We start from the raw sequence: 24,980 nt of genomic DNA on the forward strand, positions 1-24,980 counted from the left end.
GACGACCATGCCGCCCGAGCAGCCCGAGCAGCCGGACGGTGGTGGGACGCCGCCCGAGGCGCGAGGACGGCCGCATGTCGACGAAGCGCCGGCCGCCGCCGCCCGCGAGGTGCGGAACGACCCGCAGCGGACGCCGCAGGCGCTGTGCGCGGCGTGCGTACGCCTGCTGCCGGTGACCGGCGCCTCCGTGTCGATATCCGGCGGACGCGGCGTCCAGGTGACCTGGTGCGCCAGCGACCGCGTCTCGGCGCGGCTCGCCGAACTGCAGTACACCCTGGGCGACGGGCCCTGCCACACCGCCCTGGAGCAGGGCGCGCCGGTGATCGCCGCCGACCTGACCGGAGGCCGGGACGCCCGGCGCTGGCCGGTCTTCGCGCACGAGGCGGCCGGGCTGGGTGTGCTCGCGGTGTTCTCGCTGCCCCTGGGGGTGAGCGGCGCGGCCGTCGGCACCCTCGATCTGTACCGCGACCAGGCGGGCGGGCTGTCCGAACCCGACCTGCGGACCGCGCTGTGGGTGCGCGACGCGGTCACGTACGCCCTGATGAGCGTGCAGCCCGCCTACGACGACCCCGATGACGAGGCGTCGGACGGGCCGGCGTCGTGGGTGGAGGCCTCGGAAGCCGGCCACACCGAGGTCTACCAGGCGGTCGGCATGGTGATGGTGCAGTCCGACGTGGACCCCGAGCAGGCCCTGGACCGGATGCGCGCCCGCGCCTTCGCCGAAGGCCTCACGGTCAGCCAGGTGGCCCGGAGCGTCGTGACCCGCAGGCTCCGCTTCGATCCGGAGCCGGACGGCCGCGGCGACGAGCAGGGAAGGCACGGGGACCGGTCATGAGCCGGGAACGGCGGCTCGCCCGGGCGCTCGTCGGGCCGGCCGACTCCTTCGCCGACGACATCGGCCCCGTCGTGCTGATCTGCCGTCCCGTCCGCACGCGACTACGCTGAGAGAGCCGGGAAGCGCCCGGCAGCGAGGCCCGCAGGTCCCGTGCCCCCCAGCACAGGGAGCGGCCGTGCAGCACTTCTCCTGCGAGACCGTGGCCGACGTGGCGGTCCCCGGACTGGCCACCGGCAGGCTGACGGTGCTCGCCGTGCACGGCGTCGCCGACGCCACGACCGGTGCCGCTGTCGCCGCCGCCCTCGCCGCGCCGGGACCCGCCCAGCTCGTCGTCGACCTGACCGGCCTGTACCGGCTGGAGCCGGCGGGCGCCGAGGCCCTGCACCGGTTCGCCGAGGAGTCGGCCGCCGAAGGCCGCCCGCTGCGCGTGACCGGCTGCACCGCCCAGGCCGCCGCCGTGCTCGCCCGGACCGGGGCGGCCCGGGAACGGGACGGCCGTACCGGGCCCGAGCTGTTCGCGACGGTGGCCGAAGCGCTCGCCGCGGTGATGTCGGCGGCCGCGGCGGCACCGGAGCCGCCGCCCGGGCCGTCGTTCGTGCGCACCGACGCGGTGGGTATGCGGCACCGCCTGCTCGCGCACGCCCTGGTCGCCCGCGCGCAGGGCCTGCTCACGGAGCGGTACGGCCTTGCCGGCCCCGACGTGGCCGGCGCACTGCTGCGCACGGTGGCCCGGCGGCACGGGATGCCGGCGGTCCGGCTCGCCGGCGTCCTGGCGCGGACCGAGGCGCCGCGGCCCGGCGAGCCCTGGTTCCCCGGCCGCGGGCACCCCGCCGAGCCCGCCGTCGGCTTCCTGCCCCCGCCCGACGGCCGGGCGCTGCCGCTGTCGGTGTTCCTGGACGCGTTGCGCGACACCGGCTGCGCCATCGCCCGCACCCACATGGGCGACGTGCAGCTCCTGGACCCCAGTGACAACACGCTGTGGCTGGAGTCCCACCGCGGCTTCCCCGCCGAGTTCGCGCACTTCTTCGCGGTGGTCGACGGCACCGGCACCCCGTGCGGTCACGCGGTCCGCAAGAGCGAACGGGTCGTGGTGGACGACGTGGCCCGCGCCCCGGACTTCGACGAGCCCTCACGCGCCGTGGCGCTCGCCGCGCACAGCCGCTCGGTGCAGTGCACGCCCATCCCCGGCCCCGCCGGACGCGCGCTGGGCGTGTTCTCCACCCACCACGCCCGGCCGGGCCACGACTTCACCGGCGCTCAGTTCGCCGCCCTGGACAGGGTCGCCCGGGAGGCGGGGGCGTGGCTGGACTGGCACCGGACGACCACGGTGCTGGACGCGCTGGAGGACCTGCACGGCAGCGCACAGGAGTCCTGAACGCCGGCGCGCGGGGACCGGGAAGGCCGGAGGGCCGGTGCGAAACGGGTTCGCACCGGCCCTCGGGGTTAGTTCCGGGTCAGCCGCACTGGCAGGGAGCGCCCGACTGGCACCCGCAGCCGCAGCCGGACCCGCAGCCGCACGCGGCGACGAGCGGGAGGTGCCTGCTCTCGGTGGGCTGGTCCGACTCACGCGCTTGCGTGGGGTCGGGCGTGGTGCCGGGGGATTCGGCCATGGGTCCCCTCCTCAGAGGCTCGGCAAAGTGCCTTCGCCCATTCCATGCCCGTTCCGCCGGGCGCATCAACGGCGCATCGAGGCGTCCGGCGTCCCCGCCCGGCCCCCCCCGCGAGCCGGGCACGAGCCGGCCCGGGGGAACCGTCCGCTCCCGTCGGGAGGCCCTACGCCCCTTCGACCTTGGTCACCGGCTGGATGTCCTGCTGCAGATCGTCCGCGTGCTCGCCGGTCACCAGGTAGACGACGCGCTTGGCGACGGCCACCGCGTGGTCGGCGTACCGCTCGTAGTAGCGGCCCAGCAGGGTGACGTCGACGGCGGTCTCGATGCCGTGCTGCCAGCGGTCGTCGATCAGGTGCTGGAAGAGGGTGCGGTGCAGCAGGTCCATCTCGTCGTCGTCCTGCTCGAGCTGCATCGCGAGGTCGACGTCCTTGGTGACGAGCACCTCGGCCGCCTTCGCCATCAGACGCTGGGCGAGCTGGCCCATCTCCAGGATCGTGGCGTGCAGGTCGTGCGGGACCGCGCGCTCGGGAAAGCGCAGCCGGGCCAGCTTCGCCACGTGCTGGGCGAGGTCGCCGGAGCGCTCCAGGTCGGCCGACATGCGCAGCGAGGTGACGACGATCCGCAGGTCGGTCGCCACCGGCTGCTGGCGGGCGAGCAGGGCTATCGCCCGTGCCTCCAGGTCGTGCTGGAGCTCGTCGACCTTCTTGTCGGCCTCGATCACGTTCTCGGCCAGCTTCAGATCGGTGTCGAGGATGGCGGTCGTGGCGCGCCCGATCGCCGACCCGACCAGCCGGGCCATCTCCACCAGGCTGTCGCCGATCGAGTCAAGTTCCTCGTGGTACGCGTCCCGCATCAGAGATTCCCTCTCGTACGTTCTTCCTTCGGGGTTCCGGGGGCCGTGACACCAGGCGCCCCGTGGCGTGACCGGCGGTATGAACCCCACGCTCCCACGTTCTGCCCCGTACGCGTCCGTTTCCGCCACCCCAAATGAATCAGTCCTGGCTCCAAGGTGAACTCTGGGCGACGAGTGTTCGAGGTCGCACCTCGACGGCTGTGGTCAGGTGGCACGCCATGCCTAACCTGGTGGCATGGACGTGAACGCGGCGGTCGCCGCAGCGGCAGCGATCGCCGGGGTGCTCACCGGTGTCATCGCCATGCTGGCGTTCCGCTGGAGCGAACGCGACCAGAAGCGACCCACCAGGACTTCCTTGCACACCGATGCCGTACTCCCGCCCGGCGTGGACACCGTGCTGTCCGTGCTCCGCTCCTCGGCCGTCGTCCTCGACGAGGCCGACGCCGTCGTCAAGGCCAGCTCCGCCGCCTACGCCCTCGGGCTGGTCCGCGGCGGCAAGCTCTCGGTCGAGCCGATGCTGCAGATGGCGCGGGACACCAGACGCGACGGCGAGATACGCCAGGTCGAGCTGGACCTGCCGCGGCGCGGCACCGGACGCGGCGAGGCGCTCGCCGTCTCCGCGCGTGTGGCCCCGCTCGGCTCCCGGCTGGTCCTGCTGCTGGTCGAGGACCTGACCGAGGCCCGCAGGATCGAGGCCGTGCGGCGCGACTTCGTGGCCAACGTGAGCCATGAGCTGAAGACGCCCGTCGGCGCGCTCTCCCTGCTCTCCGAGGCCGTCATGGACGCCTCCGACGACCCCGAGGCCGTCCAGCGCTTCGCCGGCCGCATGCAGATCGAGGCGACCCGGCTGACCAACCTGGTCCAGGAGCTCATCGACCTGTCGCGGGTCCAGAACGACGACCCCCTGGAGGACGCCGAGCCGGTCCGGGTGGACGAGCTGGTCGCCGAGGCCGTCGACCGCTGCCGCCACCAGGCGGGCGCCAAGCAGATCACCATGGCCGCCGGAGGCACCGCGGACCTGCACGTCTGGGGCAACCGCGGCCAGCTCGCCGCCGCCCTCGGCAACCTGGTCGAGAACGCCGTGAACTACTCCCCGGCCCGCACCCGCGTCGGCATCGCCGCCCGCAGGATCAGCGCCCCGGGCGGCGACCTGATCGAGCTGGCCGTCACCGACCAGGGCATCGGCATCTCCGACCGGGACAAGGAGCGCATCTTCGAGCGCTTCTACCGCGTCGACCCGGCCCGCTCCCGGGCCACCGGCGGCACCGGCCTGGGTCTCGCGATCGTCAAGCACGTGGTCGCCTCGCACGGCGGGGAGGTCACGGTGTGGAGCGCCGAGAACCAGGGCTCCACGTTCACCCTCAGGCTGCCGGAGGCGGGCGCGGCCCGCGACCGCGCACAGCAGCACCCCGACCTCGATGACGAGACCGGCGGTGCCCCCGACTCATCTCCTTACGAACCGCTTCCCGCCCCGGAGGTCCTTCCGTGACCCGAGTGCTCGTCGTCGAGGACGAGGAGTCCTTCTCCGACGCCCTGTCGTACATGCTCCGCAAGGAGGGCTTCGAGGTCGCCGTGGCGGCGACCGGCCCCGACGGACTCGACGAGTTCGAGCGCAACGGCGCCGACCTCGTTCTCCTCGACCTGATGCTGCCGGGTCTGCCCGGTACGGAGGTGTGCCGTCAGCTGCGCGGCCGCTCCAACGTCCCCGTGATCATGGTGACCGCGAAGGACAGCGAGATCGACAAGGTCGTGGGCCTCGAGATAGGAGCCGACGACTACGTCACCAAGCCCTTCTCCTCCCGTGAACTGGTCGCCCGGATCCGCGCGGTGCTGCGCCGCCGCGGCGAGCCGGAGGAGGTCACCCCGGCCGCTCTGGAGGCGGGCCCGGTCCGCATGGACGTCGACCGGCACGTGGTGACGGTCTCCGGCTCCAAGGTCGACCTCCCGCTGAAGGAGTTCGACCTGCTGGAGATGCTGCTGCGCAACGCGGGCCGCGTGCTGACCCGCATGCAGCTCATCGACCGGGTCTGGGGCGCCGACTACGTGGGGGACACCAAGACCCTGGACGTCCACGTCAAGCGCCTGCGCGCGAAGATCGAGCCCGACCCGGGCGCGCCGCGCTATCTGGTGACGGTGCGGGGGCTGGGCTACAAGTTCGAGCCGTGATCGGCCCGGCCCGGGCGCGCCGCGCTGTCTGGTGACGGTGCGGGGGCTGGGCTGCGAGTTCGAGCCGCAGGCCCGCGGCGAGCGTCTACGACGAAGGGCGGCACCCCGTGCGGGGTGCCGCCCTTCGCGTGTCCGGGCGCGGCTCAGTTGCCGGCGGCCGACTGCGACGCGGAGTCGCTCGGGGTGGCGCCGGTGGCGTCGCCGCCGGAGGCGTCACCGCCCGAGACGGTCGTGCCCTCCGAGGCGCTCGCCTTGTCGTTCTTGCCCTTGCCCTTGTCGGAGGCGTTCGCGCCCGGGGCCGCGGAGGCCGAGGCGGACGGGACCGTGCTCGGACCCCAGCCGCTGAAGAAGCTGGTGGCCGGCACCACGAAGGCGCGCAGGCTCACGTCACCGGTCTTGTCGAAGGTGAAGGTGACCTTCTGGGCGTTGCCGTCGCGGACCGCCTCGCGGCTGCTCTCCAGCACCGCGGAGGCGTTGTCCTTGCCGCCGAGGATCAGCGAGCCCTGCGGCGGGATGGTGAGGCTCTGGCCCTTGGCGGGGTGCAGCGTGGCGGTCTTGCCGGTGCCCGGAACGGCGATCGACTGCAGCGTCTGCGCGGTCTTGCCGGTGTTGAAGATGGTGGCGGACACGACGGCCGGCCCGGTCGACGTCAGGTCGGGCTGCGTGATGACCGTGGCGTTCTGGACCTTGATGCTTCCGACGCTGGTCGCCGCGTTGTCCGGCTTGATCTGCAGGGTCTGGGCGTCGTTGCCGGAGCCGCACGCGGCGAGCGAGGCGACCGAGAAGGCGATGGCGGCGGCGCCGAGGGCGCCGCGTCGAAGGCTGCTGCTCACGGCGGCGGCATCTCCTTGAACGCAGGGGCGGCTCCCGTATAAAGCCGCCCTAAGTGGCTGTCAGCGGCCTCAGGTTACCGAGCCGTTCCCGCGTGATCGCACCCGACCCTCCCCCAAGCGCCCCGCTTCCCTCCGGCTGGGGGTACCTCGGGGGCCTCGGCTGACTCACCGGTCACATTGCCGGAGCGGCCGGCCGCATTCGTATAACGCGCCCGCGACAGCGCGGTCCGCATCCCGGCAACACGCTGCGCGAAATTTCCGTGAAGGAATGTGCGACCACCCCGGATATTGATCACCCGGCGCCCTTCCGGGGCCTTGTGATCAATTCCGGATTCGTCTCGGACCCGACCTCCGCCGCCGAACGGAGTAGCGGAAGTCGTACGCTTGGGAGCGGACATATCGGGACGTTCAACGTTTCGGAGGCGGCTCGGAGCGTGTGTGGCGTACGTGTTTCGCCTTGCCCGGAGAGCCCCTCCGACCTGCGAATTCCCGCCGCCCCCCGGCTCGGCCGGCCCCCTCGCAGCACGTTCGTGTTGCTGTTGTCAAGCCCCGAGATATGCCCTGACCTGCGAAAACGCCATTCAGAACACGCCGTATCCGTGTTACCCTGGATAGCCACGGAAGGGGTACCTGTCACATGACGTTCAAGGTTGGCGACACCGTGGTCTATCCCCATCACGGGGCCGCGCTGATCGAGGCCATCGAAACTCGTCAGATCAAAGGCGTGGACAAGACCTACTTGGTGCTGAAGGTCGCCCAGGGTGACCTCACGGTACGTGTGCCAGCGGACAATGCGGAGTTCGTCGGCGTGCGTGATGTGGTCGGTCAGGACGGGCTGGACCGGGTCTTCGAGGTACTGCGCGCGCCGTACGCAGAGGAGCCCACGAACTGGTCCCGTCGCTACAAGGCAAACCTGGAGAAGCTCGCCTCCGGCGATGTCATCAAGGTCGCGGAGGTCGTGCGTGACCTGTGGCGTCGCGAGCGAGAGCGCGGACTCTCCGCCGGCGAGAAGCGCATGCTCGCCAAGGCCCGCCAGATCCTGGTGAGCGAGCTCGCCCTCGCGGAGAACACCAACGAGGACAAGGCCGAGGCCCTGCTCGACGAGGTGCTCGCCTCCTGACGCACGACAGGCGGCTCCCGCCGCCGTCGGCACGCTCAGCGCAGTGAAAATGCCGCGGTGCCCGATGACACTTGAACCTGTCGCCGGGCGCTGCGGCATGTTCGTCCCCGGACGTACCGGCCGTCGAGCCGGGCCGCCGCGGGCGTCTGCCGTTCATCTCGGGGGAGAGCCCCCGATACTTGGTGTGCCGGGCCCGGGCAGATGGCTCGACCAGGGTCACGGAAGGGTCCGGTCGAGCGGTCGTGCCCGGCACTCTCCAGGCCATACCCACCTAGGTCGAGCACACAAACCTGACAGGAACCGATGTCTGACGATTCGCGCCCCTCACCCGCGCAGATCCCCGTCGCCGCCGTGATTCCCGCCGCCGGCCGCGGCGTACGCCTCGGCCCGGGCGCCCCCAAGGCGCTCCGCACGCTGAACGGCACGCCCATGCTGATCCACGCGGTGCGCGCCCTCGCCGCGTCCCGCCACGTCTCCCTGGTGATCGTCGTCGCGCCGCCCGACGGCGCCGCCGAGGTCAAGTCGCTGCTCGACGCGCACGCCCTGCCCGACCGCACCGACTTCCTCGTGGTGCCCGGCGGGGACAGCCGCCAGGAGTCGGTCCGGCTCGGCCTCGACGCCCTGCCGCCCGAGTACGGCGTCGTCCTCGTCCATGACGCGGCCCGCCCGCTGGTGCCGGTCGACACCGTGGACGCGGTCATCGAGGCCGTGCGCGACGGAGCGTCCGCGGTCGTACCCGCGCTGCCGCTGGCCGACACCGTCAAGGAGGTCGAGCCCGCCGCCGTTCCCGGCGACCCCGAGCCGGTCGTGGCCACACCCGACCGGTCCCGGCTGCGCGCCGTGCAGACCCCGCAGGGCTTCGACCGCGAGACCCTGGTCCGCGCCCACGAGACGGTGACCGAGGACGTCACGGACGACGCGAGCATGGTCGAGCGGCTCGGCCCGCGGGTCGTCGCCGTCCCCGGCCACGAGGAGGCCTTCAAGGTCACCCGCCCGCTCGACCTCGTCCTCGCCGAGGCGGTCCTGGCCCGCAGGAGGCTCAACGATGGCTTCTGACGTCCCCGTGCTGCCCCAGGTCGGCATCGGCACCGACATCCACGCCTTCGAGGACGGCCGCGAGCTGTGGTGCGCCGGACTGAAGTGGGAGGGCGAGGGGCCGGGCCTGGCCGGGCACTCCGACGCCGACGTCGTGGCCCACGCCGCCTGCAACGCGCTCTTCTCCGCGGCCGGTCTCGGCGACCTCGGTCAGCACTTCGGCACCGGCCGTCCCGAGTGGTCCGGCGCCTCCGGCGTCACCCTGCTCACCGAGGCCGCCCGGATCGTCCGCGAGGCCGGGTTCACCGTCGGCAACGTCGCCGTCCAGGTCGTCGGGCCCCGCCCGAAGATCGGCAAGCGGCGGGACGAGGCGCAGAAGATCCTCTCCGAGGCGGCCGGGGCGCCGGTGTCGGTGTCCGGCGCGACGACGGACGGCCTCGGCTTCCCCGGACGCGACGAAGGCCTCATGGCGGTCGCCACCGCACTCGTGGTGCGGGTGCGCTGAGGGCGTGCGAGGGTACCTGCAGAGTCACCGCAGACTCGAGGTTGTGGAGGTACCCATGCCCGCCGCCCTGTCCGACCGGCTCAAGTCCCTGCTCGACGGACCCGTCTTCATCGTGGTCGGCACGATCCAGCCCGACGGCAGCCCGCAACTGTCCCCGGTGTGGGTGAAGCGGGACGGCGACCAGATCCTGTTCTCCACCACCGTCGACCGCCGCAAGAAGAAGAACATGGACCGCGACGCCCGGGTGAGCGTGGTCGTCCAGGACCCCGAGATGCCGTACGTCTACGGGGAGATCCGGGGCACCGCGGAGTTCACCACCGACGGCGCCGACGACCTCATCGACGAGCTGTCGGTGAAATACACCGGCAAGAGGTACGCCGAGTTCAACCCGGCGTCCGTCGACGACGCCGATCGGGTGGTCGTCCGGATCACCCCCGAGAAGGTCGTGGGCATGTTCTAGCCAACCGGCACGAGGCACCTCTCCGGGCCCACTACCCTGGAGAGGTGACTATTCGCCTGTACGACACCAGCGCCCGGCAGATCCGTGACTTCACCCCGCTCGTGCCGGGTTGTGTCTCGATCTACCTCTGTGGCGCCACCGTGCAGGCGGCCCCGCACATCGGGCACATCCGCTCGGGCCTGAACTTCGACATCATGCGCCGCTGGTTCGAGTACCGCGGCTACGAGGTGACGTTCGTCCGCAACGTCACCGACATCGACGACAAGATCATCGCCAAGGCCAAGGAGCAGAACCGGCCCTGGTGGTCGATCGGCTACGAGAACGAGCGCGCCTTCAACGACGGCTACACCGCCCTCGGCTGCCTGCCGCCCACCTACGAGCCCCGCGCCACCGGCCACGTCACCGAGATGGTCGAGATGATGCAGGGCCTCATCGAGCGCGGGCACGCCTACGCCGCCGACGGCAACGTCTACTTCGACGTGCGGTCCTTCCCGGGTTACCTGGAGCTGTCCCGGCAGGAGCTGGACAACCTGCTCCAGCCGGCCGGCGAGGGCGAGACCGGCAAGCGGGACCCGCGCGACTTCGCCATGTGGAAGGCGGCCAAGCCGGGCGAGCCCACCTGGCCCACCCCGTGGGGCATCGGCCGGCCCGGCTGGCACCTGGAGTGCTCCGCCATGGCCCACAAGTACCTGGGCAGCGCCTTCGACATCCACGGCGGCGGCCTCGACCTGATCTTCCCGCACCACGAGAACGAGATCGCCCAGGCCAAGGCCTACGGCGACGAGTTCGCCCGGTACTGGGTGCACAACGCCTGGGTCACCATGGCCGGCGACAAGATGTCCAAGTCCCTCGGCAACAGCGTCCTGGTCTCCGAGATGGTCAGGCAGTGGCGCCCCGTCGTCCTGCGCTACTACCTCGGCACCCCGCACTACCGGTCGATGATCGAGTACAGCGAGGAGGCGCTGCGCGAGGCCGAGTCGGCGTTCGCGCGCATCGAGGGCTTCGTGCAGCGCGTGGTGGAACTGGCCGGGGGAGTGGTCGAGCCCGCCGCCGAGGTCCCGCCCGCGTTCGCCGACGCCATGGACGACGACCTGGGCGTCCCGCAGGCCCTCGCCGTGGTGCACACCACCGTCCGGCAGGGCAACAGCGCGCTGGCCGCCGACGACAAGGAGGCCGCCGTCGCCCGGCTCGCCGAGGTGCGGGCCATGCTCGGCGTCCTCGGTCTCGACCCGCTCGACCCGCAGTGGGCCGGCGAGGGAGACCGGGGCGAGGACCTGCACGGTGTCGTCGACAGCCTCGTGCGCCTCGTCCTCGAACAGCGCGAGTCCGCCCGCGCCCGCAAGGACTGGGCCACCGCCGACGCCATCCGCGACCAGCTGGGCCAGGCCGGACTGGCCATCGAGGACGGCCCGCAGGGCCCGCGCTGGAGCCTCGGCCCGCGCTGAACCCGCGGGCGATCCGGTGATCGATTGTGCCGTCCGGCCCTCCGGGCGGCACACTGCATAGACGTACGAACACTTCCGTCAGAGAACAGGTAGGTCATGGCCGCGAACAACCGCCGCATGTCCGGCAAGAAGGGCGCGCAGGTCGGCAGTGGCGGCCAGCGGCGCAAGGGTCTGGAAGGCAAGGGCCCGACGCCGCCCGCCGAGATGCGCAAGGGCCACAAGAAGAACCGCATCGCCAACGCGAAGGCGAAGCAGGTCGTGCGCCGCCCCGTGGCCCGGGGCCGCGGCGGCAGGTCCGCCTCCGAGCTGGTCGTCGGCCGCAACCCGGTCGTCGAGGCGCTGCGCGAGGGCGTGCCCGCCTCCACGCTGTACGTGCAGCAGTTCATCGACAACGACGAGCGCGTCCGCGAGGCCCTCCAGCTCGCCGCCGAGCGCGGCGGGATCAACCTCATGGAGGCCCCGCGCCCGGAGCTGGACCGGATGACCAACGGCCTGAACCACCAGGGTCTGGTCCTGCAGGTCCCGCCGTACGAGTACGCGCACCCCGAGGACCTCGTCGCGGCCGCCCACGACGAGGGCGCGGACCCGTTGATCGTCGCCCTCGACGGCGTCACCGACCCGCGCAACCTCGGCGCCGTCGTCCGTTCCGTCTCCGCCTTCGGCGGGCACGGCGTGGTCGTCCCCGAGCGCCGTTCGGCCGGTATGACCGCCGGTGCCTGGAAGACCTCCGCCGGTACGGCCGCCCGTACCCCGGTCGCCCGCGCCACCAACCTCACCCGCACCCTGGAGGCCTGCAAGAAGGCCGGGATCTCGGTCGTCGGCCTCGCCGCCGACGGCGAGGTGGAGCTCGGTGACCTGGAGGCGCTGGGCGGTCCGGTGGTCATCGTGGTCGGCTCCGAGGGCAAGGGCCTGTCCCGCCTGGTCGGCGAGACCTGCGACTACCGGGTCCGCATCCCGATGCCGGGTGGCGCGGAGTCGCTGAACGCCGGTGTGGCGGCGGGCATCGTGCTGTACGAGGCGGCGCGCCGCCGGAGCTGACGTGACGTCACGCGGACGGGACTGAACACCCGTCCGCGACTTCACTCGCACGAGGGAATTCCGGTGTCCACGGGGTGTTCGGGACACCTTTGACGGGGTCCGGACACATCCGCCCCATCACGGCAGTGTCCTAACTCCACGTCACTCGGTTAGATGAGTGTGGACACCAGAACACCCCGCACACCCACGGGGGACCGCTCGTCGGGGTACGACGACGCTCCCGCGCTGAGCATGGTGAAGGTGCCGAGCGATCCGGCGCAGGTCATCGTCACCCACGCCAGTTTCCGCGTGCAGCTGGGCGCGTCGTCGAGGCGCAGCCAGTCCCCGCGGATCGCCCGTCACCTGAGTGCCGCCCAGGACACCTCCCACATGCCGTCCATGGGCGCGGCGGGCCGGGCCGGGGCGGCCGGACGCCGCCGGCCCGTCGTGTGGAGCGGCAGGTCCGCCCCCGACGACACCGGCGCCCACCGGCTGCTCCAGGCCGTGCGGGGCAGCAGCGTCCGCCACACCGAGGAGCCCGGACTCGAGCCCGGCGCCACCCAGGTCATCCCGCGCGTCGGCGGCGGCTACCCGGACGCCTACGGCGGCCTCGACGGAACCGTGGAGACCCCCGTCGTCGGCCACCAGCGCACCTCCTCCGACGACGGCACCCGGCTGCTGCCGCCCCTGCGCGGCGGCGGCAGCGTCTACGACGAACCGGGCTACGCCGAGTCGGCGTACGGCGACGCCGGCTACGGCGAACCGGCCTACGGCGACGACGGGTTCGACGACTACGAGGACTCCGCCGAGGCGGCCGCCGACCGCCCCCGCCGCGGCGGGCGGCACGGTGACGACCCGGCCCGGCACGCCTACTTCCCGGGCCGCCGGATGAACCTCGGCGTCGTCCTGCTCCCGCTGCGCATCTTCCTCGGCTTCATCTCCATCTACGCCGGCATGGGCAAGCTGTGCGACCCCGTCTACTTCGACGGCGGCAAGCGCGGTTCCATGGTCACCTGGCTCAACACCCTGCACCCGTGGGAAGTGGCCGAGCCGCTGCGCCAGTTCGCCCTGCACCACCCCATCGGCTCCGGGCTGGTCATCGCCTTCCTCCAGGTGGTCGTCGGCGTCCTAACGATCGCCGGCTGCTGGCAGCGGGTCGCGGCCGTCGTGGGTGCCCTGCTCTCCGCCGCGCTGATCGTCACCGTGAGCTGGAAGACGGTCCCGGCCTACGACGCGCCCGACATCATCTACCTGGCCGCCTGGTCCCCGCTGATCATCGCGGGCGCGCCGGTCTACTCGGTCGACGGCCGCCTCGCCGGCAGCGCCTGGCGCAGGCTCGGACCCCGCTCCGACATCTGGGAGCTGCGCCGCTACGTCCTGCGCCGCGGCGCCCTCGTCACCGCCGTCACGGTCGGTCTCACCCTGCTCGTCGGCTCCCTGCTGGGCGGCGCGGTGCGCGACTCCAGCCGGGTGGTCGTGCCCGGTCCCGGCGAGGCCCCCCGCAACAACGCGCCCGGCTCCCCCCTCCCGGAGAAGCCCGGTCAGGGGCGGCGGTCCGCTCCGCCGGCCTCAAGGGCGCCCAGCGGCAGCGCCACCACCGGCCCGTCCGGTGCGGCGACCACGCCCGGAGCGAGCCGCAGCAGCGCCGGCACCACCACGACGACGCCGAGCCAGACCCAGGGCACGACGGGCCGGGTCCCGCCCCGTCCGACCTCCCCGACCGGTGGCGCTCCGAGCACCTCGGCGGGTCCGAGCAGCACGGGCGGCGGCTCGACGGGCGGCGGCGGGTCGACCGGCGGCACCGGTTCGGGCGGCAGCACCTCCTCCGGTCAGCCGGGGCTGGTGGGCGGCCTGCTCGGCTAGCCCGCCGTACCCCCGCCGTAGGGACGGCGAAGGGCCCGTACCAGCGCGGTACGGGCCCTTCGGCGTGTTCGGTGTGCGGCCGGGCTACCGGCCCAGAGCCGCCAGTTCCTTGGCGGCCTCGGCGAGGTCCTTCGCGGTGTCGATGGCCCGCCAGTAGGCGCCCTGCGGGATCGGGAAGCCCGCCAGCTGACGCTCCCGGGCCAGCCGGGGGAACGTCGTCCGCTCGTGGTCGCCGCGCTCGGGCAGCAGACCGGCGAACCCGGGCGAGAACACATAGACACCCGCGTTGATCTCGAATGTCGACGGCGGGGACTCGATGAAGTCGGTGATGTGCCCGAAGCCGTCGGTCCGCACCGCGCCCCAGGGGATCCGCGGCCGGGCCAGCGCCAGGGTGGCGACGGCGTCCCGCTCGGTGTGGAAGTCGGCCATGTCCCGCAGGGAGAAGCGGGTCCAGATGTCGCCGTTGGTGGCGTACCAGGGCCGGTCGGGGTGGGGCAGACGCGCGGCGGCGTACTTCAGGCCGCCGCCGCGGCCGAGGGGCTCCGTCTCGACGACGGTGGTGACGGACACCGGGAGATCGGCCGAGTCCAGCCACTTCTCCAGGACCTCGGCGAGATGGCCGCAGGAGACCACCACGTCCGTCACGCCCTCCTCGGCGAGCCAGGCCAGCTGATGGCCGATGATCGGAGTGCCCGTGCCGGGGATCTCGACCATCGGCTTGGGCCGGTCGTCGGTGTAGGGGCGCAGCCGTGAGCCCTGGCCACCGGCCAGGACGACGGCTTGGGTGGGGCGCGACGCCGCGTTCGGATGGGTCATGTCCCGAACTGTACGTGGCGCCCCGGCCGCTCAGCTGTGTGCCGTCAGCACCCCGGAGGCGAAGGACGTGTCGCAGACCGGGCGGGCGTACGACTGCGCGCGCGTGGGGCCGTAGATGCGCACGGCGGCCCTGCCCAGGGCGCGGGCGATGGAGCCGCAGTGCCGGGCCAGTGACGGGTGCCCGTTCACCGCCTGCTGGAGGTGGGTCAGGACCACGCCCGGGTTCTTGTCCTGCAGCTCGGTCATGAGCTGGTCGCGGAGCACGTCCTGCGGGGCGCGGGAGACGGCCTTGGAGGAGACGGACGCCGAGGAGACGTCCGAGGCCATGAGCACCGAGCTGGATGAGCTCCCCGTCCAGTTGACCCGGGTGACCGCGAGGGTTCCGGAGAGCACCAGGACGACGGGCAGGACGAGGGCGAGAGTGCGGCCGATACGGCGGGCAGGGCCGCCCCGGTGGCCGCGTCGTGTCTGAGGGATGGTGGAGTGCTTCACGCGTGTGAGGGTAGCGCCCGGTAATGATTTGGCGACATTTAGTCACCCCTATGGGGGATGAAGTGCCCTCACTTTCTGGGTAAGGGGTTGACGTCGACCGCCCGAAATGATCGCTCTGCCGGGGTATATCTCCATAACGGAAGAGGCCCCGCGGCAGTTCGCGGGGCCTCTGGCGTCAACCTGACCGGTTCGTCCCGGATTCACCCGGGGTTTCGCGGCCGGGGCGCGGCTCAGTCGGAGAGACGCTCACCCGTGGAGGTGGAGAAGACGTGGGTCTCGCCCGGACGCGGCACGACGTGCAGCGTGGCGCCCTTCTCCGGCACCTGGCGGCCGTTGACCCGGACCACCAGGTCCTTGACCTCGCCGCTGACCTCGGCGGTGCCGTAGACGTAGCCGTCGGCGCCCAGCTCCTCGACGACGTTCACGGAGACGGCGAGGCCGGCCGGGGCGTCCTCGGAGTCCTTGGACAGCGTGGTGGCGGCCGCGCCGCCGCCCAGCTCGACCACGTCGAAGTGCTCGGGGCGGACACCGACGGTGACCGTGCGGTCGCCCTTGTCGGCGGCGGCCTTCAGCGCGTCCCGGTTCACCGGCACCACGCTGTTGCCGAACTTCACACCGCCGTCGGTGATCGGCACCTCGACCAGGTTCATGGCCGGGGAACCGATGAAGCCGGCGACGAACAGGTTCGCGGGCTTGTCGTACATGTTGCGCGGCGAGTCGACCTGCTGGAGCAGACCGTCCTTGAGCACGGCCACCCGGTCGCCCATCGTCATGGCCTCGACCTGGTCGTGGGTGACGTAGACGGTGGTGATGCCGAGGCGGCGCTGCAGCGAGGCGATCTGCGTACGGGTGGACACACGGAGCTTGGCGTCCAGGTTGGACAGCGGCTCGTCCATGAGGAAGACCTGCGGCTCGCGCACGATGGCGCGGCCCATGGCGACACGCTGGCGCTGACCGCCGGAGAGGGCCTTCGGCTTGCGGTCCAGGTACTCCGTGAGGTCGAGGATCTTCGCGGCTTCCTCGACCTTCTGCCGGATCTCCGCCTTGTTGACGCCGGCGATCTTGAGCGCGAAGCCCATGTTGTCGGCGACCGTCATGTGCGGGTAGAGGGCGTAGTTCTGGAACACCATGGCGATGTCCCGGTCCTTGGGCGGCAGGTGCGTGACGTCGCGGTCACCGATGCGGATCGCGCCGCCGTTGACGTCCTCCAGGCCCGCGAGCATGCGCAGGGAGGTGGACTTGCCGCAGCCCGACGGGCCGACCAGGACGAGGAACTCGCCGTCCTCGATCGCGATGTCGAGACCGTCGACGGCGGGCTTGGTGGAACCCGGGTAGATCCGGGTCGCCTTGTCGAACGTGACAGTGGCCATGGTGAATGGGCCCCCTTCTACCGGCAGGAACGTGCCGGACGATCCGTTGTAGGAAGGTGGTTGGTGTAGTCCACCGAAGTGAACCGGCTCTGGACGGTACCTGGCGGCACGCGGTCTGTCAGTACCCGGACCCCTGTGAACTTCGCGGAATTTCTCTCCGGGGCCCGGCCAGGACGTGGGTACACTGCACAGGCACGCGGCGCCACGCGCGCGTGCAGGCCTCCTTAGCTCAGCTGGTCAGAGCGCCGCTCTTGTAAAGCGAAGGTCGTCGGTTCGAATCCGACAGGGGGCTCCGCACGACAGGGCCACCCGCACGCACCGGTGCGGGTGGCCCTGTCGGCCGTCCGGGGTCAGCCGGTTCGCAGCAGGGTTCCGAGCACCTCGCGCAGCACGCCCTCCGGGTCGGCCGCGGCGCCCGTCGCGCGCCAGGCCACGAAGCCGTCCGGGCGGACCAGGACCGCGCCGTCGGCGGTGACGCCGTGCAGCTCGGCCCAGTCGGCGGCGTCGTCCTCGTAGGTCAGGTCGGCGTCCGCGCCCGGGCCGATGCGGTAGGCGTCCAGGCGTACGCCGTCCGCCTCGGCGATCTTCCGGGCCGCCGTGTACCAGCCCGCGTCGTCCGGGGCGTCGCTGAGCAGGACGAGGGAGCGCTCGTAGAGGTCCAGGGTGGACAGCCGGCGGTTGGCGCGGCGCAGCCAGAGGTGCGGGGCGCGGGTGCCGGGCCGGCCGGTGAGGTCGAGGGAGTCGGGCACGATCGGCCGGTCGGTGTCGGCGCCGAGGACGGCTCCGTGGGGGTAGTGGTAGCCGAGGACCACGTTGAGGATGCCGCCGCGCCTGCCGCTGCCGACGCCGGGGGCGGGGGCGAAGCCGGGGTGGCTGTGCTCGACGGAGCGGGCGGAGGCGCGGGCGCTGGTGGCGATCGCGACCGGGCGGCGCTCGGTGTCGTAGGTGGCGAGGAGGGCGGGGTCCGCCCAGCCGTCCAGGACGGCGGCGAGTTTCCAGGCGAGGTTGTGGGCGTCCTGGATGCCGGTGTTGGAGCCGAAGGCGCCGGTGGGTGACATCTCGTGGGCGGAGTCGCCGGCGAGGAAGACGCGGCCGTGGGAGTAGCGGTCGGCCACTCGTTCGGCGGCGCGCCAGGACGCCTTTCCGGTGATTTCGACGTCGAGGCCGGGGACGCCGACGGCCCGGCGGATGTGGCGCTGGAGGCGTTCCTCGGTGAACTCCTCCAGGGTCTCGCCGTGCTCGGGGTGCCAGGGGGCGTGGAAGACCCAGTGCTCCTTGTTGTCGACGGGGAGCAGGGCGCCGTCGGCCTCGGGGTCGGTGAGGTAGCAGCAGATGAAGCGGCGGTCGCCGACGGTGTCGGCCAGCCGGGTGGAGCGGAAGGTGACGCTGACGTTGGCGAAGAGGTCGCCGGGGCCGCTCTGGCCGATGCCGAGGGCGTTCCGGACGGGGCTGCGGGGGCCGTCGGCGGCGACGAGGTAGTCCGCCCGGACGGTGTAGCGCTCCTCGGTGCCGCGGTCGAGGATCACGGCCGTCACTCCGTCGGCGTCCTGTTCGAAGGACTCCATCCGGTGGAAGTAGCGCAGATCGCCGCCGAGTTCGCGGGCGCTGTCGACGAGGACGGGTTCGAGGTCGTTCTGGCTGCACAGGCACCAGCCGGTGGGGCTGAACCGGGCGAGCCCGCCGCCGGGGTCGATGTGCTTGAAGAGCCATTCGCCCGCGTCACCCACAAGGGTGGGCGTCTGCAGGATGCCGTGGTTGTCGGCGAGGAGTGAGGCCGCCGCCTTGATGTCCGGTTCGATGCCGGCCACCCGGAGGAGCTCCATCGTGCGGACGTTGTTGCCGCGTCCGCGTGGGTGGATGGAGGTGCCGGAGTGCCGCTCCACGAGCATGTGCCGGACACCGAGACGGCCCAGGAAGACGGACGTGGACAGGCCCACCAGGGAGCCGCCCACGATGAGGACGGGGACCCGGTGGTCGGCTTTCTGATGCATCGAAGCCTCCAGAGGCAGGGGGGTGCGCGAGCGGGTGGCCTGTGTGTGTTCTTGCCCGGTGGCGGTGGCTCCGCGTGCCCAATCACCCACGTGGTTCATACGAGTCGCGGGCGTGAGGGGTCCGGCACAGGATCAAGGAACGCTGCCGTCGCGTCAGTCGCGCGGCGTCGACTCTGCCCCGCGAAGGAGATGTGTACAGGATGACCACGACGTCTGAACGTCCTTCAGCAACGCCGGCCCGTGAGGTGTCGAAGCGTGTCTCGCAGTCCGTCTTCGACGGCTCGCGGCTCCGGGTGGTGCTGCTGGTCGATGTGAACGACGGAGCGCAGCATCAGTTCCTGGAGGCCTACGAGCAGCTGTGCAACCAGGTCGCGTCGGTGCCGGGACACGTGAGCGACCAGCTCTGCCAGTCGATCGAGAACCCGTCCCAGTGGCTCATCACGAGCGAGTGGGAGAGTGCGCCGCCGTTCCTCACCTGGGTGAACAGCGAGGAGCACGTGCGGATGGTGGAGCCGCTGCACAGCTGCGTCCGTGACACCCGGTCGCTGCGCTTCCACGTGGTCCGTGAGACCGGCGGCGCCGCGCCGCAGGCCGAGCCGGGTCAGCGCCGGCTGCAGGCCCACCCGCGCATCGGCGACGGTGTGATCCGGCACGCGCTGACCTTCACCGTGAAGCCCGGCAGCGAGAAGAAGGTCGCGGAGATCCTCTCGGACTACGCCTCGCCCGAGGCCCGGGTGGACGACACCACGCGGCTGTGCCGGACCTCGCTGTTCATGCACGGCAACCGCGTGGTGCGGGCCATCGAGGTGCGCGGTGACCTGCTCGCGGCGCTGCGGCACGTGGCCCGGCAGCCCGAGGTGCGGGCCGTGGAGGAGGCGATCAACCCGTATCTGGAGCAGGACCGGGACCTCGACGACCAGGAGTCGGCCCGGATGTTCTTCACCCGTGCGGCGCTGCCGGCCGTGCACCACGTGAGCGCGGGCGACCACCAGGACGGGCTGCGCCAGGCCCTGTACTACGCGGCCCGGCCGGGCCGCGGGATGCGGCTGGCGGAGCTGCTCGCGCAGGCCGACTCGGAGTACGCGGACGACCCGGCGAGCCCGGTGCTGCGCAGCACGGTGTTCCAGCGTGACGACGTCGTGGTGCGGCTGGTCGACGTCCGGCCCGAGCACGGTGCCGACGCGGTGCCGCTGCCGGCGCGGGCGGCCGCCGAGGTGCGCGAGCTGCTGGACGCCGAGGCCGCGGGCATGGACCTGATCACCGACCGCCGTTCGCCCGACGCCTGATCCGGCTCGGCGGCTCCTACCAGCACCCAGCGCCGTACGCGGCACAGACACCGGAGGAAACGTTGTCCATCAAACCCCGTCCCAAAATCGTGGACCTCAGTGAGGTCGAGCCCAACGTCCGGCGAGGCGGCGACCTGCGCGCCATGCTCACCCCTGCCACGGTCGGCTCCACCAGCGGCTTCATGGGCGTGGCCATCGTGCAGCCCGGTGACCGCATCGGTGAGCACTACCACCCGTACTCCGAGGAGTTCGTCTACGTCGTCTGCGGTCAGCTCGAGGTGGACCTGGACGACGAGCCGCACACGCTGCGGCCCGAGCAGGGCCTGATGATCCCGGCACACATGCGGCACCGCTTCCGCAACGTCGGGAACGTCGAGGCGCGGATCGTCTTCCACCTGGGTCCGCTGGCGCCGCGTCCGCAGCTCGGGCACGTCGACACCGAGGAGACGGAGATCATCGGGGCCGCCGCGGTGGTCACGGAGCCGGCCGCGGCGGGTGCCGCCCACGACCGAGGTCAGGTCCGGTCATGACCCGGCGCGTGGCGGTCACTGGCATAGGCATCGTGGCTCCGGGTGGTATCGGCGTACCGGCTTTCTGGGATCTGCTTGCCAACGGCCGGACCGCGACGCGGGGCATCACCTTCTTCGATCCCTCGGGGCTGCGGTCGCGGATAGCCGCCGAGTGCGACTTCGACCCGGCGGCGCACGGCCTGGACGACGAGCAGGCCGCGCGGGCGGACCGGTACATCCAGTTCGCCCTGGTCGCCGGGCAGGAGGCGGTCCGGGACTCAGGGATCGACCTGTCGGCCGAGGACCCGTGGCGGGTGGGTGTCTCGCTGGGCACGGCGGTCGGCGGCACGACCCGGCTGGAGCACGACTACGTCCTGGTCAGCCACCGCGGTGAGCGCTGGGACGTCGACCACCGGGAGGCGGAGTCGCATCTGCACCGGGCGTTCTCGCCGAGCACGGTCGCCTCCGCGGTGGCGGAACGTTTCGGCGCCCAGGGGCCGGTGCAGACCGTCTCCACCGGCTGCACCTCGGGCCTGGACGCCGTCGGATACGCCTTCCACACCGTCGAGGAGGGCCGGGCCGACATCTGCATAGCCGGTGCGTCGGACTCGCCGATCTCCCCGATCACCATGGCCTGCTTCGACGCGATCAAGGCCACCTCCCCGAACAACGACGACCCCGCGCACGCCTCCCGGCCCTTCGACAACAACCGTAACGGGTTCGTCATGGGCGAGGGCGGCGCGGTGCTCGTCCTGGAGGAGCTGGAGCACGCCCGGGCCCGCGGCGCACACGTCTACTGCGAACTGGGCGGCTACGCCACCTTCGGCAACGCCTATCACATGACCGGCCTGACCAGCGAGGGCCTGGAGATGGCCCGGGCGATCGACATGGCCCTCGGCCACGCCCGGCTGGACCCCACGGCGATCGACTACGTCAACGCCCACGGCTCCGGCACCCGGCAGAACGACCGCCACGAGACGGCGGCCGTGAAGCGGGCGCTCGGCCACCACGCCTACGACACCCCCATGAGCTCCATCAAGTCGATGGTGGGGCACTCCCTCGGGGCGATCGGGGCGATCGAGGTGGTCGCGTGTGTGCTGGCCCTCGCCAAGCAGGTCGTACCCCCGACCGCGAACTACGAGATCCCCGACCCCGAGTGCGACCTGGACTACGTCCCGCGCGTCGCCCGCGACCGGAAGCTGAACAGCGTCCTGTCCGTGGGCAGCGGGTTCGGCGGCTTCCAGTCCGCGGTGGTCCTGACCCGTTCCAGGGAGTGAGGACACGATGAGTGCTCCGCATGAACGGCGCGCGGCCGTCACCGGCATCGGGGTGGTCGCGCCCAACGGAACCAGCACCGACACGTTCTGGAAGGCCACCCAGGAAGGCCTCAGCGTCCTCGACCGGGTCACCCGCGAGGGCTGTGAGCACCTTCCGCTGAAGGTGGCCGGCGAGGTCCGCGGCTTCGAACCGGCGGCGACCATCGACGAGCGGTTCCTCGTCCAGACCGACCGGTTCACCCACTTCGCCCTGGCCGCCGCCGACTTCGCGCTGGAGGACGCCCGGCTGGGCCAGGCCGACACCTCCGGGGAGCCGTACTCCATCGGGGTGGTCACCGCGGCCGGTTCCGGCGGCGGTGAGTTCGGCCAGCGCGAGCTCCAGCAGCTCTGGGGCAAGGGCAGCCGGTTCGTCGGCCCGTACCAGTCCATCGCCTGGTTCTACGCCGCGAGCACCGGCCAGATCTCCATCCGCCGGAAGTTCAAGGGCCCCTGCTCGGTCGTCGCCTCCGACGAGGCGGGCGGTCTGGACGCCCTCGCGCACGCCGCCCGGGCGGTGCGGCGCGGCACCGACGTGATGGTGGCCGGTTCCACCGAGGCGCCGCTGGCGCCGTACTCGGTGGTCTGCCAGCTCGGTTACGAGGAGCTGAGCACCGAGACCGACCCGTCCCGCGCCTACCGCCCGTTCACGGAGACCGCCTGCGGCTTCGTGCCGGCCGAGGGCGGCGCCATGCTCGTGGTGGAGGCGGAGACGTCGGCCCGCGAGCGCGGCGCGGACGTGCGGGCCTACGTCGCGGGCCACGCGGCGACCTTCACCGGTGCCTCCCGCTGGGACCGGTCCCGGGACGGTCTGGCGCAGGCCGTCCGGCTGGCGCTGGACGAGGCCGGCTGTGCTCCCGAGGAGGTCGACGTCGTCTTCGCCGACGCCCTCGGGGTGCCGGAGGCGGACCGGGCCGAGGCCCTCGCGCTCGCCGACGCCCTCGGCGCGCACGGCACCCGGGTCCCGGTCACCGCGCCGAAGACCGGCATCGGCCGGGGCTACTGCGCGGCCCCGGTGCTGGACACCGCCGCGGCGGTGCTCGCGATGGAGCACGGCCTGATCCCACCCACCCCCAACGTCGCCGACGTCTGCCACGACCTCGACCTCGTGACCGGCCGCGCCCGCGTCGCCGAGCTGCGTACGGCGCTGGTGCTCAGCCGCGGACTCATGGGGTCGAACTCGGCGCTCGTGCTCCGGCACGGCGCCGGACAGTGAGGACAGCAAAGGAGGAGAGCAATGCCTCAGATCACCGTGGAAGAACTCGCCGCGCTGATGAAGAAGGCTGCCGGGGTCACCGTCAGCCCGCAGCAGCTCCAGGACATGCCGGACACCGGCTTCGACGTCCTCGGCGTCGACTCGCTCGGCCTGCTCGGCATCGTCGGCGAGCTGGAGAACACGCACGGCACCCCGATGCCGGTCGACGCGGAGCGCTGCAAGACACCCCAGCAGTTCCTCAACCTCGTCAACAGCACCTTGATGGCAGGAGCCTGAGATGGCAGGACACACCCAGAACGAGATCACCGTCGCCGCGCCGCTCGACCTGGTCTGGGACATGACCAACGACCTGGAGAAGTGGCCGCAGCTCTTCAGCGAGTACGCGTCCGTCGAGATCCTCTCCCAGGAGGGGCGGAAGACGACGTTCCGGCTGACCATGCACCCGGACGAGAACGGCACCGTCTGGAGCTGGGTCTCCGAGCGCGAGCCCGACCGCAAGACCCGCACCGTGAAGGCCCGCCGGGTCGAGACCGGCCCGTTCGCCCACATGGACATCCTCTGGGAGTACGAGGAGGTCCCGGCCGGCACCCGGATGGTCTGGACGCAGGACTTCGCGATGAAGCCGGACGCCCCGGTCGACGACGACTGGATGACCGACAACATCAACCGGAACTCCAAGGTCCAGATGGCCCTCATCCGGGAGAAGATCGAGAAGGCGGCCGCCGGACGGCGCCCCGCGCCCGCCCTGGCCGACTAGCCGGAGGAAGGACCGAGACCATGCACCAGGCACTGATCGTCGCGCGCATGGCCCCGGGCTCCGCCCCGGACATCGCCAAGGTGTTCGAGGAGTCCGACCGGGGAGAGCTGCCCCACCTCGTCGGTGTGGTGCGGCGCAGCCTCTTCCAGTTCGGCGACGTGTACATGCACCTCGTCGAGTCCGAGCGCGACCCCGGGCCCGCCATCGCCAAGGTGACCGGCCACCCCGAGTTCCGTGACATCAGCGAGCGCCTGACGGCGTACGTCAGCGCGTACGACCCGGAGACCTGGCGGTCCCCCAAGGACGCGATGGCACAGCGCTTCTACGTCTGGGAGCGCGACTGAGCCGTACGGCACCCCCGGACGGCCACCGGCCGCCGGGCCCGCAGCGTCGCGGGCCCGGCGGCCGGTGGCCTGTGCCGTCGTGTCCGTCAAGCGGGCACGTGGCAGTCGAACGCGTGCAGGTACGGGTTGACCGGGCGGATGTCGCCCACCTTCAGGCCCGCCGAGGTCAGCCGGCCCACCATGGAGTCGGTGGTGTGCTTGGCCCCGCCGACGTTGAGGAGCAGCAGCAGGTCCATCGCGGTGCTGAAGCGCATCGAGGGGGTGTCGTCCACCAGGTTCTCGATGACGACGACCCGGGTGCCCGGGCCGCCCGCCTCGACGACGTTGCGCAGCGTGCGGGACGTGCTCTCGTCGTCCCACTCCAGGATGTTCTTGATGATGTAGACGTCGGCCTGGACCGGGATGGCGTCCCGGACGTCGCCGGGCACGATCCGCGCGCGGTCGGCGAGGTCGCCGCCCTCGCGCAGCCGCGGCAGGGCGTTCTCCACCACCCGGGGCAGGTCGAGCAGGCTGCCGCGCATCGCCGGGTACTTGTCCAGCAGGCAGGCCACGACGTGCCCCTGGCCGCCGCCGATGTCCGCGACCGACTTGGCCCCGGACAGGTCGAGCAGGGCCGCCACCTCGCGCGCGGACTGCTCGCTGGAGCGGGTCATGGCGCGGTTGAAGACGTCCGCGGACTCCGGGGCGTCCTCGTTGAGGTAGGTGAAGAACTCCTTGCCGTACAGGCCCTCCACGACGTTGTCGCCGGTGCGCACGGCCTCGTCCAGCTTGGGCCAGGCGTCCCAGGTCCACGGCTCCGTGCACCACAGGGCGATGGCGCGCAGGCTGTTGGGGTCGTCCTCGCGCAGCAGCCGGGACATCCCGGTGTGCGCGAAGGTGCCGTCCGGCCGCTCGGTGAAGACGTCGTAGCAGGACAGGGCCCGCAGCAGCCGGCGCAGCGGCTTGGGTTCGGTCTTGACCGCCGCGGCGAGGTCCTCGGCGGTCATCGGTGTGTCGTCGAGGGCGTCGGCGACGCCCAGCCGGGCGGCGGCGCGGACGGCGGCGGCACAGGCCGCGCCGAACACGAGTTCGCGCAGCCGCATGGGAGGCGGTGGTGCTGTTTCAGCGGACGTCATCTGCCGCCCTCTCTCTTTCCGTGGCCTTC

General features: G+C 72.0%; 25 protein-coding genes and 1 tRNA gene. 19 read left to right on the forward strand and 7 right to left on the reverse strand.

What is annotated here, in order from left to right:
- Nucleotides 1-7 precede the first annotated feature (7 nt).
- A complete protein-coding gene (locus ACWCPN_RS07540) occupies nt 8-835 on the forward strand; it encodes a GAF and ANTAR domain-containing protein (protein WP_451203234.1) in 828 nt (275 codons plus the stop codon).
- A 175-nt stretch (nt 836-1,010) separates the two neighbouring features.
- Nucleotides 1,011-2,210, forward strand: coding sequence for a GAF and ANTAR domain-containing protein (locus tag ACWCPN_RS07545; protein ID WP_451203237.1), 1,200 nt, complete (start codon nt 1,011-1,013; stop codon nt 2,208-2,210).
- A gap of 398 nt (nt 2,211-2,608) precedes the next feature.
- Here ACWCPN_RS07545 and phoU read toward each other — a convergent pair whose 3' ends face one another.
- On the reverse strand, nt 2,609-3,298 hold the full coding sequence (phoU, locus tag ACWCPN_RS07550; protein ID WP_199211038.1) for a phosphate signaling complex protein PhoU: 690 nt from the start codon (nt 3,296-3,298) through the stop codon (nt 2,609-2,611).
- 235 nt (nt 3,299-3,533) lie between these two features.
- On the opposite strand from phoU, the gene ACWCPN_RS07555 reads away from it, so the two are divergent.
- Both ACWCPN_RS07555 and ACWCPN_RS07560 read left to right on the forward strand, forming a co-directional pair.
- Entirely contained in the window at nt 3,534-4,787 is a 1,254-nt protein-coding gene (locus tag ACWCPN_RS07555) for a sensor histidine kinase (protein ID WP_392295278.1), read from the forward strand.
- Complete coding sequence (locus ACWCPN_RS07560) at nt 4,784-5,464, forward strand: response regulator transcription factor (protein WP_010358452.1); 681 nt, start codon at nt 4,784-4,786, stop codon at nt 5,462-5,464. The genes ACWCPN_RS07555 and ACWCPN_RS07560 overlap by 4 nt, the downstream gene beginning before the upstream one ends.
- A 143-nt stretch (nt 5,465-5,607) precedes the next feature.
- On the opposite strand, the gene ACWCPN_RS07565 is transcribed toward ACWCPN_RS07560, so the two are convergent.
- Nucleotides 5,608-6,297 (reverse strand): DUF461 domain-containing protein, encoded by a 690-nt coding sequence (locus tag ACWCPN_RS07565; protein WP_451203241.1) that lies wholly within the window; start codon nt 6,295-6,297, stop codon nt 5,608-5,610.
- Between the two features lie 637 nt (nt 6,298-6,934).
- Between ACWCPN_RS07565 and ACWCPN_RS07570 the strand changes: the two genes are divergently transcribed.
- The 7 genes from ACWCPN_RS07570 (at nt 6,935) to ACWCPN_RS07600 (ending at nt 13,742) form a co-directional block, all read left to right on the forward strand.
- A complete protein-coding gene (locus ACWCPN_RS07570) occupies nt 6,935-7,417 on the forward strand; it encodes a CarD family transcriptional regulator (protein ID WP_003953493.1) in 483 nt (160 codons plus the stop codon).
- Nucleotides 7,418-7,720: 303 nt separating this feature from the next.
- Nucleotides 7,721-8,473 carry a 2-C-methyl-D-erythritol 4-phosphate cytidylyltransferase gene (ispD, locus tag ACWCPN_RS07575; RefSeq protein WP_451203243.1) on the forward strand — a complete coding sequence of 251 codons (753 nt, stop codon included), beginning with the start codon at nt 7,721-7,723 and terminating at the stop codon, nt 8,471-8,473.
- Nucleotides 8,463-8,957, forward strand: coding sequence for a 2-C-methyl-D-erythritol 2,4-cyclodiphosphate synthase (ispF, locus tag ACWCPN_RS07580; protein ID WP_451203245.1), 495 nt, complete (start codon nt 8,463-8,465; stop codon nt 8,955-8,957). The genes ispD and ispF overlap by 11 nt, the downstream gene beginning before the upstream one ends.
- Before the next feature lie 55 nt (nt 8,958-9,012).
- A complete protein-coding gene (locus tag ACWCPN_RS07585) occupies nt 9,013-9,417 on the forward strand; it encodes a PPOX class F420-dependent oxidoreductase (protein ID WP_199211034.1) in 405 nt (134 codons plus the stop codon).
- Nucleotides 9,418-9,461: 44 nt separating this feature from the next.
- The gene (gene cysS / locus ACWCPN_RS07590) at nt 9,462-10,862 is read left to right on the forward strand and encodes a cysteine--tRNA ligase (RefSeq protein ID WP_451203248.1); all 1,401 of its coding nucleotides are present in this window, start codon (nt 9,462-9,464) and stop codon (nt 10,860-10,862) included.
- A 96-nt stretch (nt 10,863-10,958) separates the two neighbouring features.
- Entirely contained in the window at nt 10,959-11,900 is a 942-nt protein-coding gene (rlmB, locus tag ACWCPN_RS07595) for a 23S rRNA (guanosine(2251)-2'-O)-methyltransferase RlmB (protein WP_451203250.1), read from the forward strand.
- 153 nt (nt 11,901-12,053) lie between these two features.
- Nucleotides 12,054-13,742 (forward strand): DoxX family membrane protein, encoded by a 1,689-nt coding sequence (locus ACWCPN_RS07600; protein ID WP_451203252.1) that lies wholly within the window; start codon nt 12,054-12,056, stop codon nt 13,740-13,742.
- A gap of 84 nt (nt 13,743-13,826) precedes the next feature.
- Here the strand turns inward: ACWCPN_RS07600 and ACWCPN_RS07605 are convergent, their stop codons facing one another.
- From ACWCPN_RS07605 to msiK, 3 genes are all read right to left on the reverse strand, one after another.
- Nucleotides 13,827-14,558 carry a nucleotidyltransferase family protein gene (locus tag ACWCPN_RS07605; protein ID WP_365127441.1) on the reverse strand — a complete coding sequence of 244 codons (732 nt, stop codon included), beginning with the start codon at nt 14,556-14,558 and terminating at the stop codon, nt 13,827-13,829.
- A gap of 30 nt (nt 14,559-14,588) precedes the next feature.
- Entirely contained in the window at nt 14,589-15,050 is a 462-nt protein-coding gene (locus ACWCPN_RS07610; RefSeq protein ID WP_451203254.1) for a hypothetical protein, read from the reverse strand.
- 230 nt (nt 15,051-15,280) lie between these two features.
- Nucleotides 15,281-16,420: a diacetylchitobiose ABC transporter ATP-binding protein MsiK gene (gene msiK, locus ACWCPN_RS07615; protein WP_365127439.1), complete on the reverse strand. Its 1,140-nt coding sequence runs from the start codon at nt 16,418-16,420 to the stop codon at nt 15,281-15,283.
- Nucleotides 16,421-16,638: 218 nt separating this feature from the next.
- Between msiK and ACWCPN_RS07620 the strand changes: the two genes are divergently transcribed.
- A tRNA-Thr gene (locus ACWCPN_RS07620) sits at nt 16,639-16,712 on the forward strand.
- Nucleotides 16,713-16,770: 58 nt separating this feature from the next.
- On the opposite strand, the gene ACWCPN_RS07625 is transcribed toward ACWCPN_RS07620, so the two are convergent.
- Complete coding sequence (locus tag ACWCPN_RS07625) at nt 16,771-18,411, reverse strand: FAD-dependent oxidoreductase (protein ID WP_451203256.1); 1,641 nt, start codon at nt 18,409-18,411, stop codon at nt 16,771-16,773.
- A gap of 200 nt (nt 18,412-18,611) precedes the next feature.
- Here ACWCPN_RS07625 and ACWCPN_RS07630 point away from each other — a divergent pair, with 200 nt between their 5' ends.
- The 7 genes from ACWCPN_RS07630 to ACWCPN_RS07660 all read left to right on the forward strand — a co-directional run bounded on the left by ACWCPN_RS07630 (nt 18,612) and on the right by ACWCPN_RS07660 (nt 23,836).
- The gene (locus ACWCPN_RS07630) at nt 18,612-19,697 is read left to right on the forward strand and encodes a SchA/CurD-like domain-containing protein (RefSeq protein WP_451203258.1); all 1,086 of its coding nucleotides are present in this window, start codon (nt 18,612-18,614) and stop codon (nt 19,695-19,697) included.
- An 89-nt stretch (nt 19,698-19,786) separates the two neighbouring features.
- Nucleotides 19,787-20,227, forward strand: coding sequence for a cupin domain-containing protein (locus ACWCPN_RS07635; protein WP_199211027.1), 441 nt, complete (start codon nt 19,787-19,789; stop codon nt 20,225-20,227).
- Nucleotides 20,224-21,483: a beta-ketoacyl-[acyl-carrier-protein] synthase family protein gene (locus tag ACWCPN_RS07640; protein WP_451203260.1), complete on the forward strand. Its 1,260-nt coding sequence runs from the start codon at nt 20,224-20,226 to the stop codon at nt 21,481-21,483. Before ACWCPN_RS07635 ends, ACWCPN_RS07640 begins: the two co-directional genes overlap by 4 nt.
- A 7-nt stretch (nt 21,484-21,490) precedes the next feature.
- Nucleotides 21,491-22,735, forward strand: coding sequence for a ketosynthase chain-length factor (locus tag ACWCPN_RS07645; RefSeq protein WP_451203262.1), 1,245 nt, complete (start codon nt 21,491-21,493; stop codon nt 22,733-22,735).
- Nucleotides 22,736-22,756: 21 nt separating this feature from the next.
- Nucleotides 22,757-23,011 (forward strand): acyl carrier protein, encoded by a 255-nt coding sequence (locus ACWCPN_RS07650; RefSeq protein ID WP_199211025.1) that lies wholly within the window; start codon nt 22,757-22,759, stop codon nt 23,009-23,011.
- Nucleotide 23,012: 1 nt separating this feature from the next.
- Nucleotides 23,013-23,492 (forward strand): SRPBCC family protein, encoded by a 480-nt coding sequence (locus ACWCPN_RS07655; protein ID WP_451203265.1) that lies wholly within the window; start codon nt 23,013-23,015, stop codon nt 23,490-23,492.
- Nucleotides 23,493-23,512: 20 nt separating this feature from the next.
- The gene (locus tag ACWCPN_RS07660; RefSeq protein WP_199211023.1) at nt 23,513-23,836 is read left to right on the forward strand and encodes a TcmI family type II polyketide cyclase; all 324 of its coding nucleotides are present in this window, start codon (nt 23,513-23,515) and stop codon (nt 23,834-23,836) included.
- Between the two features lie 86 nt (nt 23,837-23,922).
- On the opposite strand, the gene ACWCPN_RS07665 is transcribed toward ACWCPN_RS07660, so the two are convergent.
- On the reverse strand, nt 23,923-24,951 hold the full coding sequence (locus tag ACWCPN_RS07665; protein WP_451203267.1) for a methyltransferase: 1,029 nt from the start codon (nt 24,949-24,951) through the stop codon (nt 23,923-23,925).
- Nucleotides 24,952-24,980 lie beyond the last annotated feature (29 nt).

The organism is Streptomyces sp. NPDC002386, assembly GCF_053593175.1.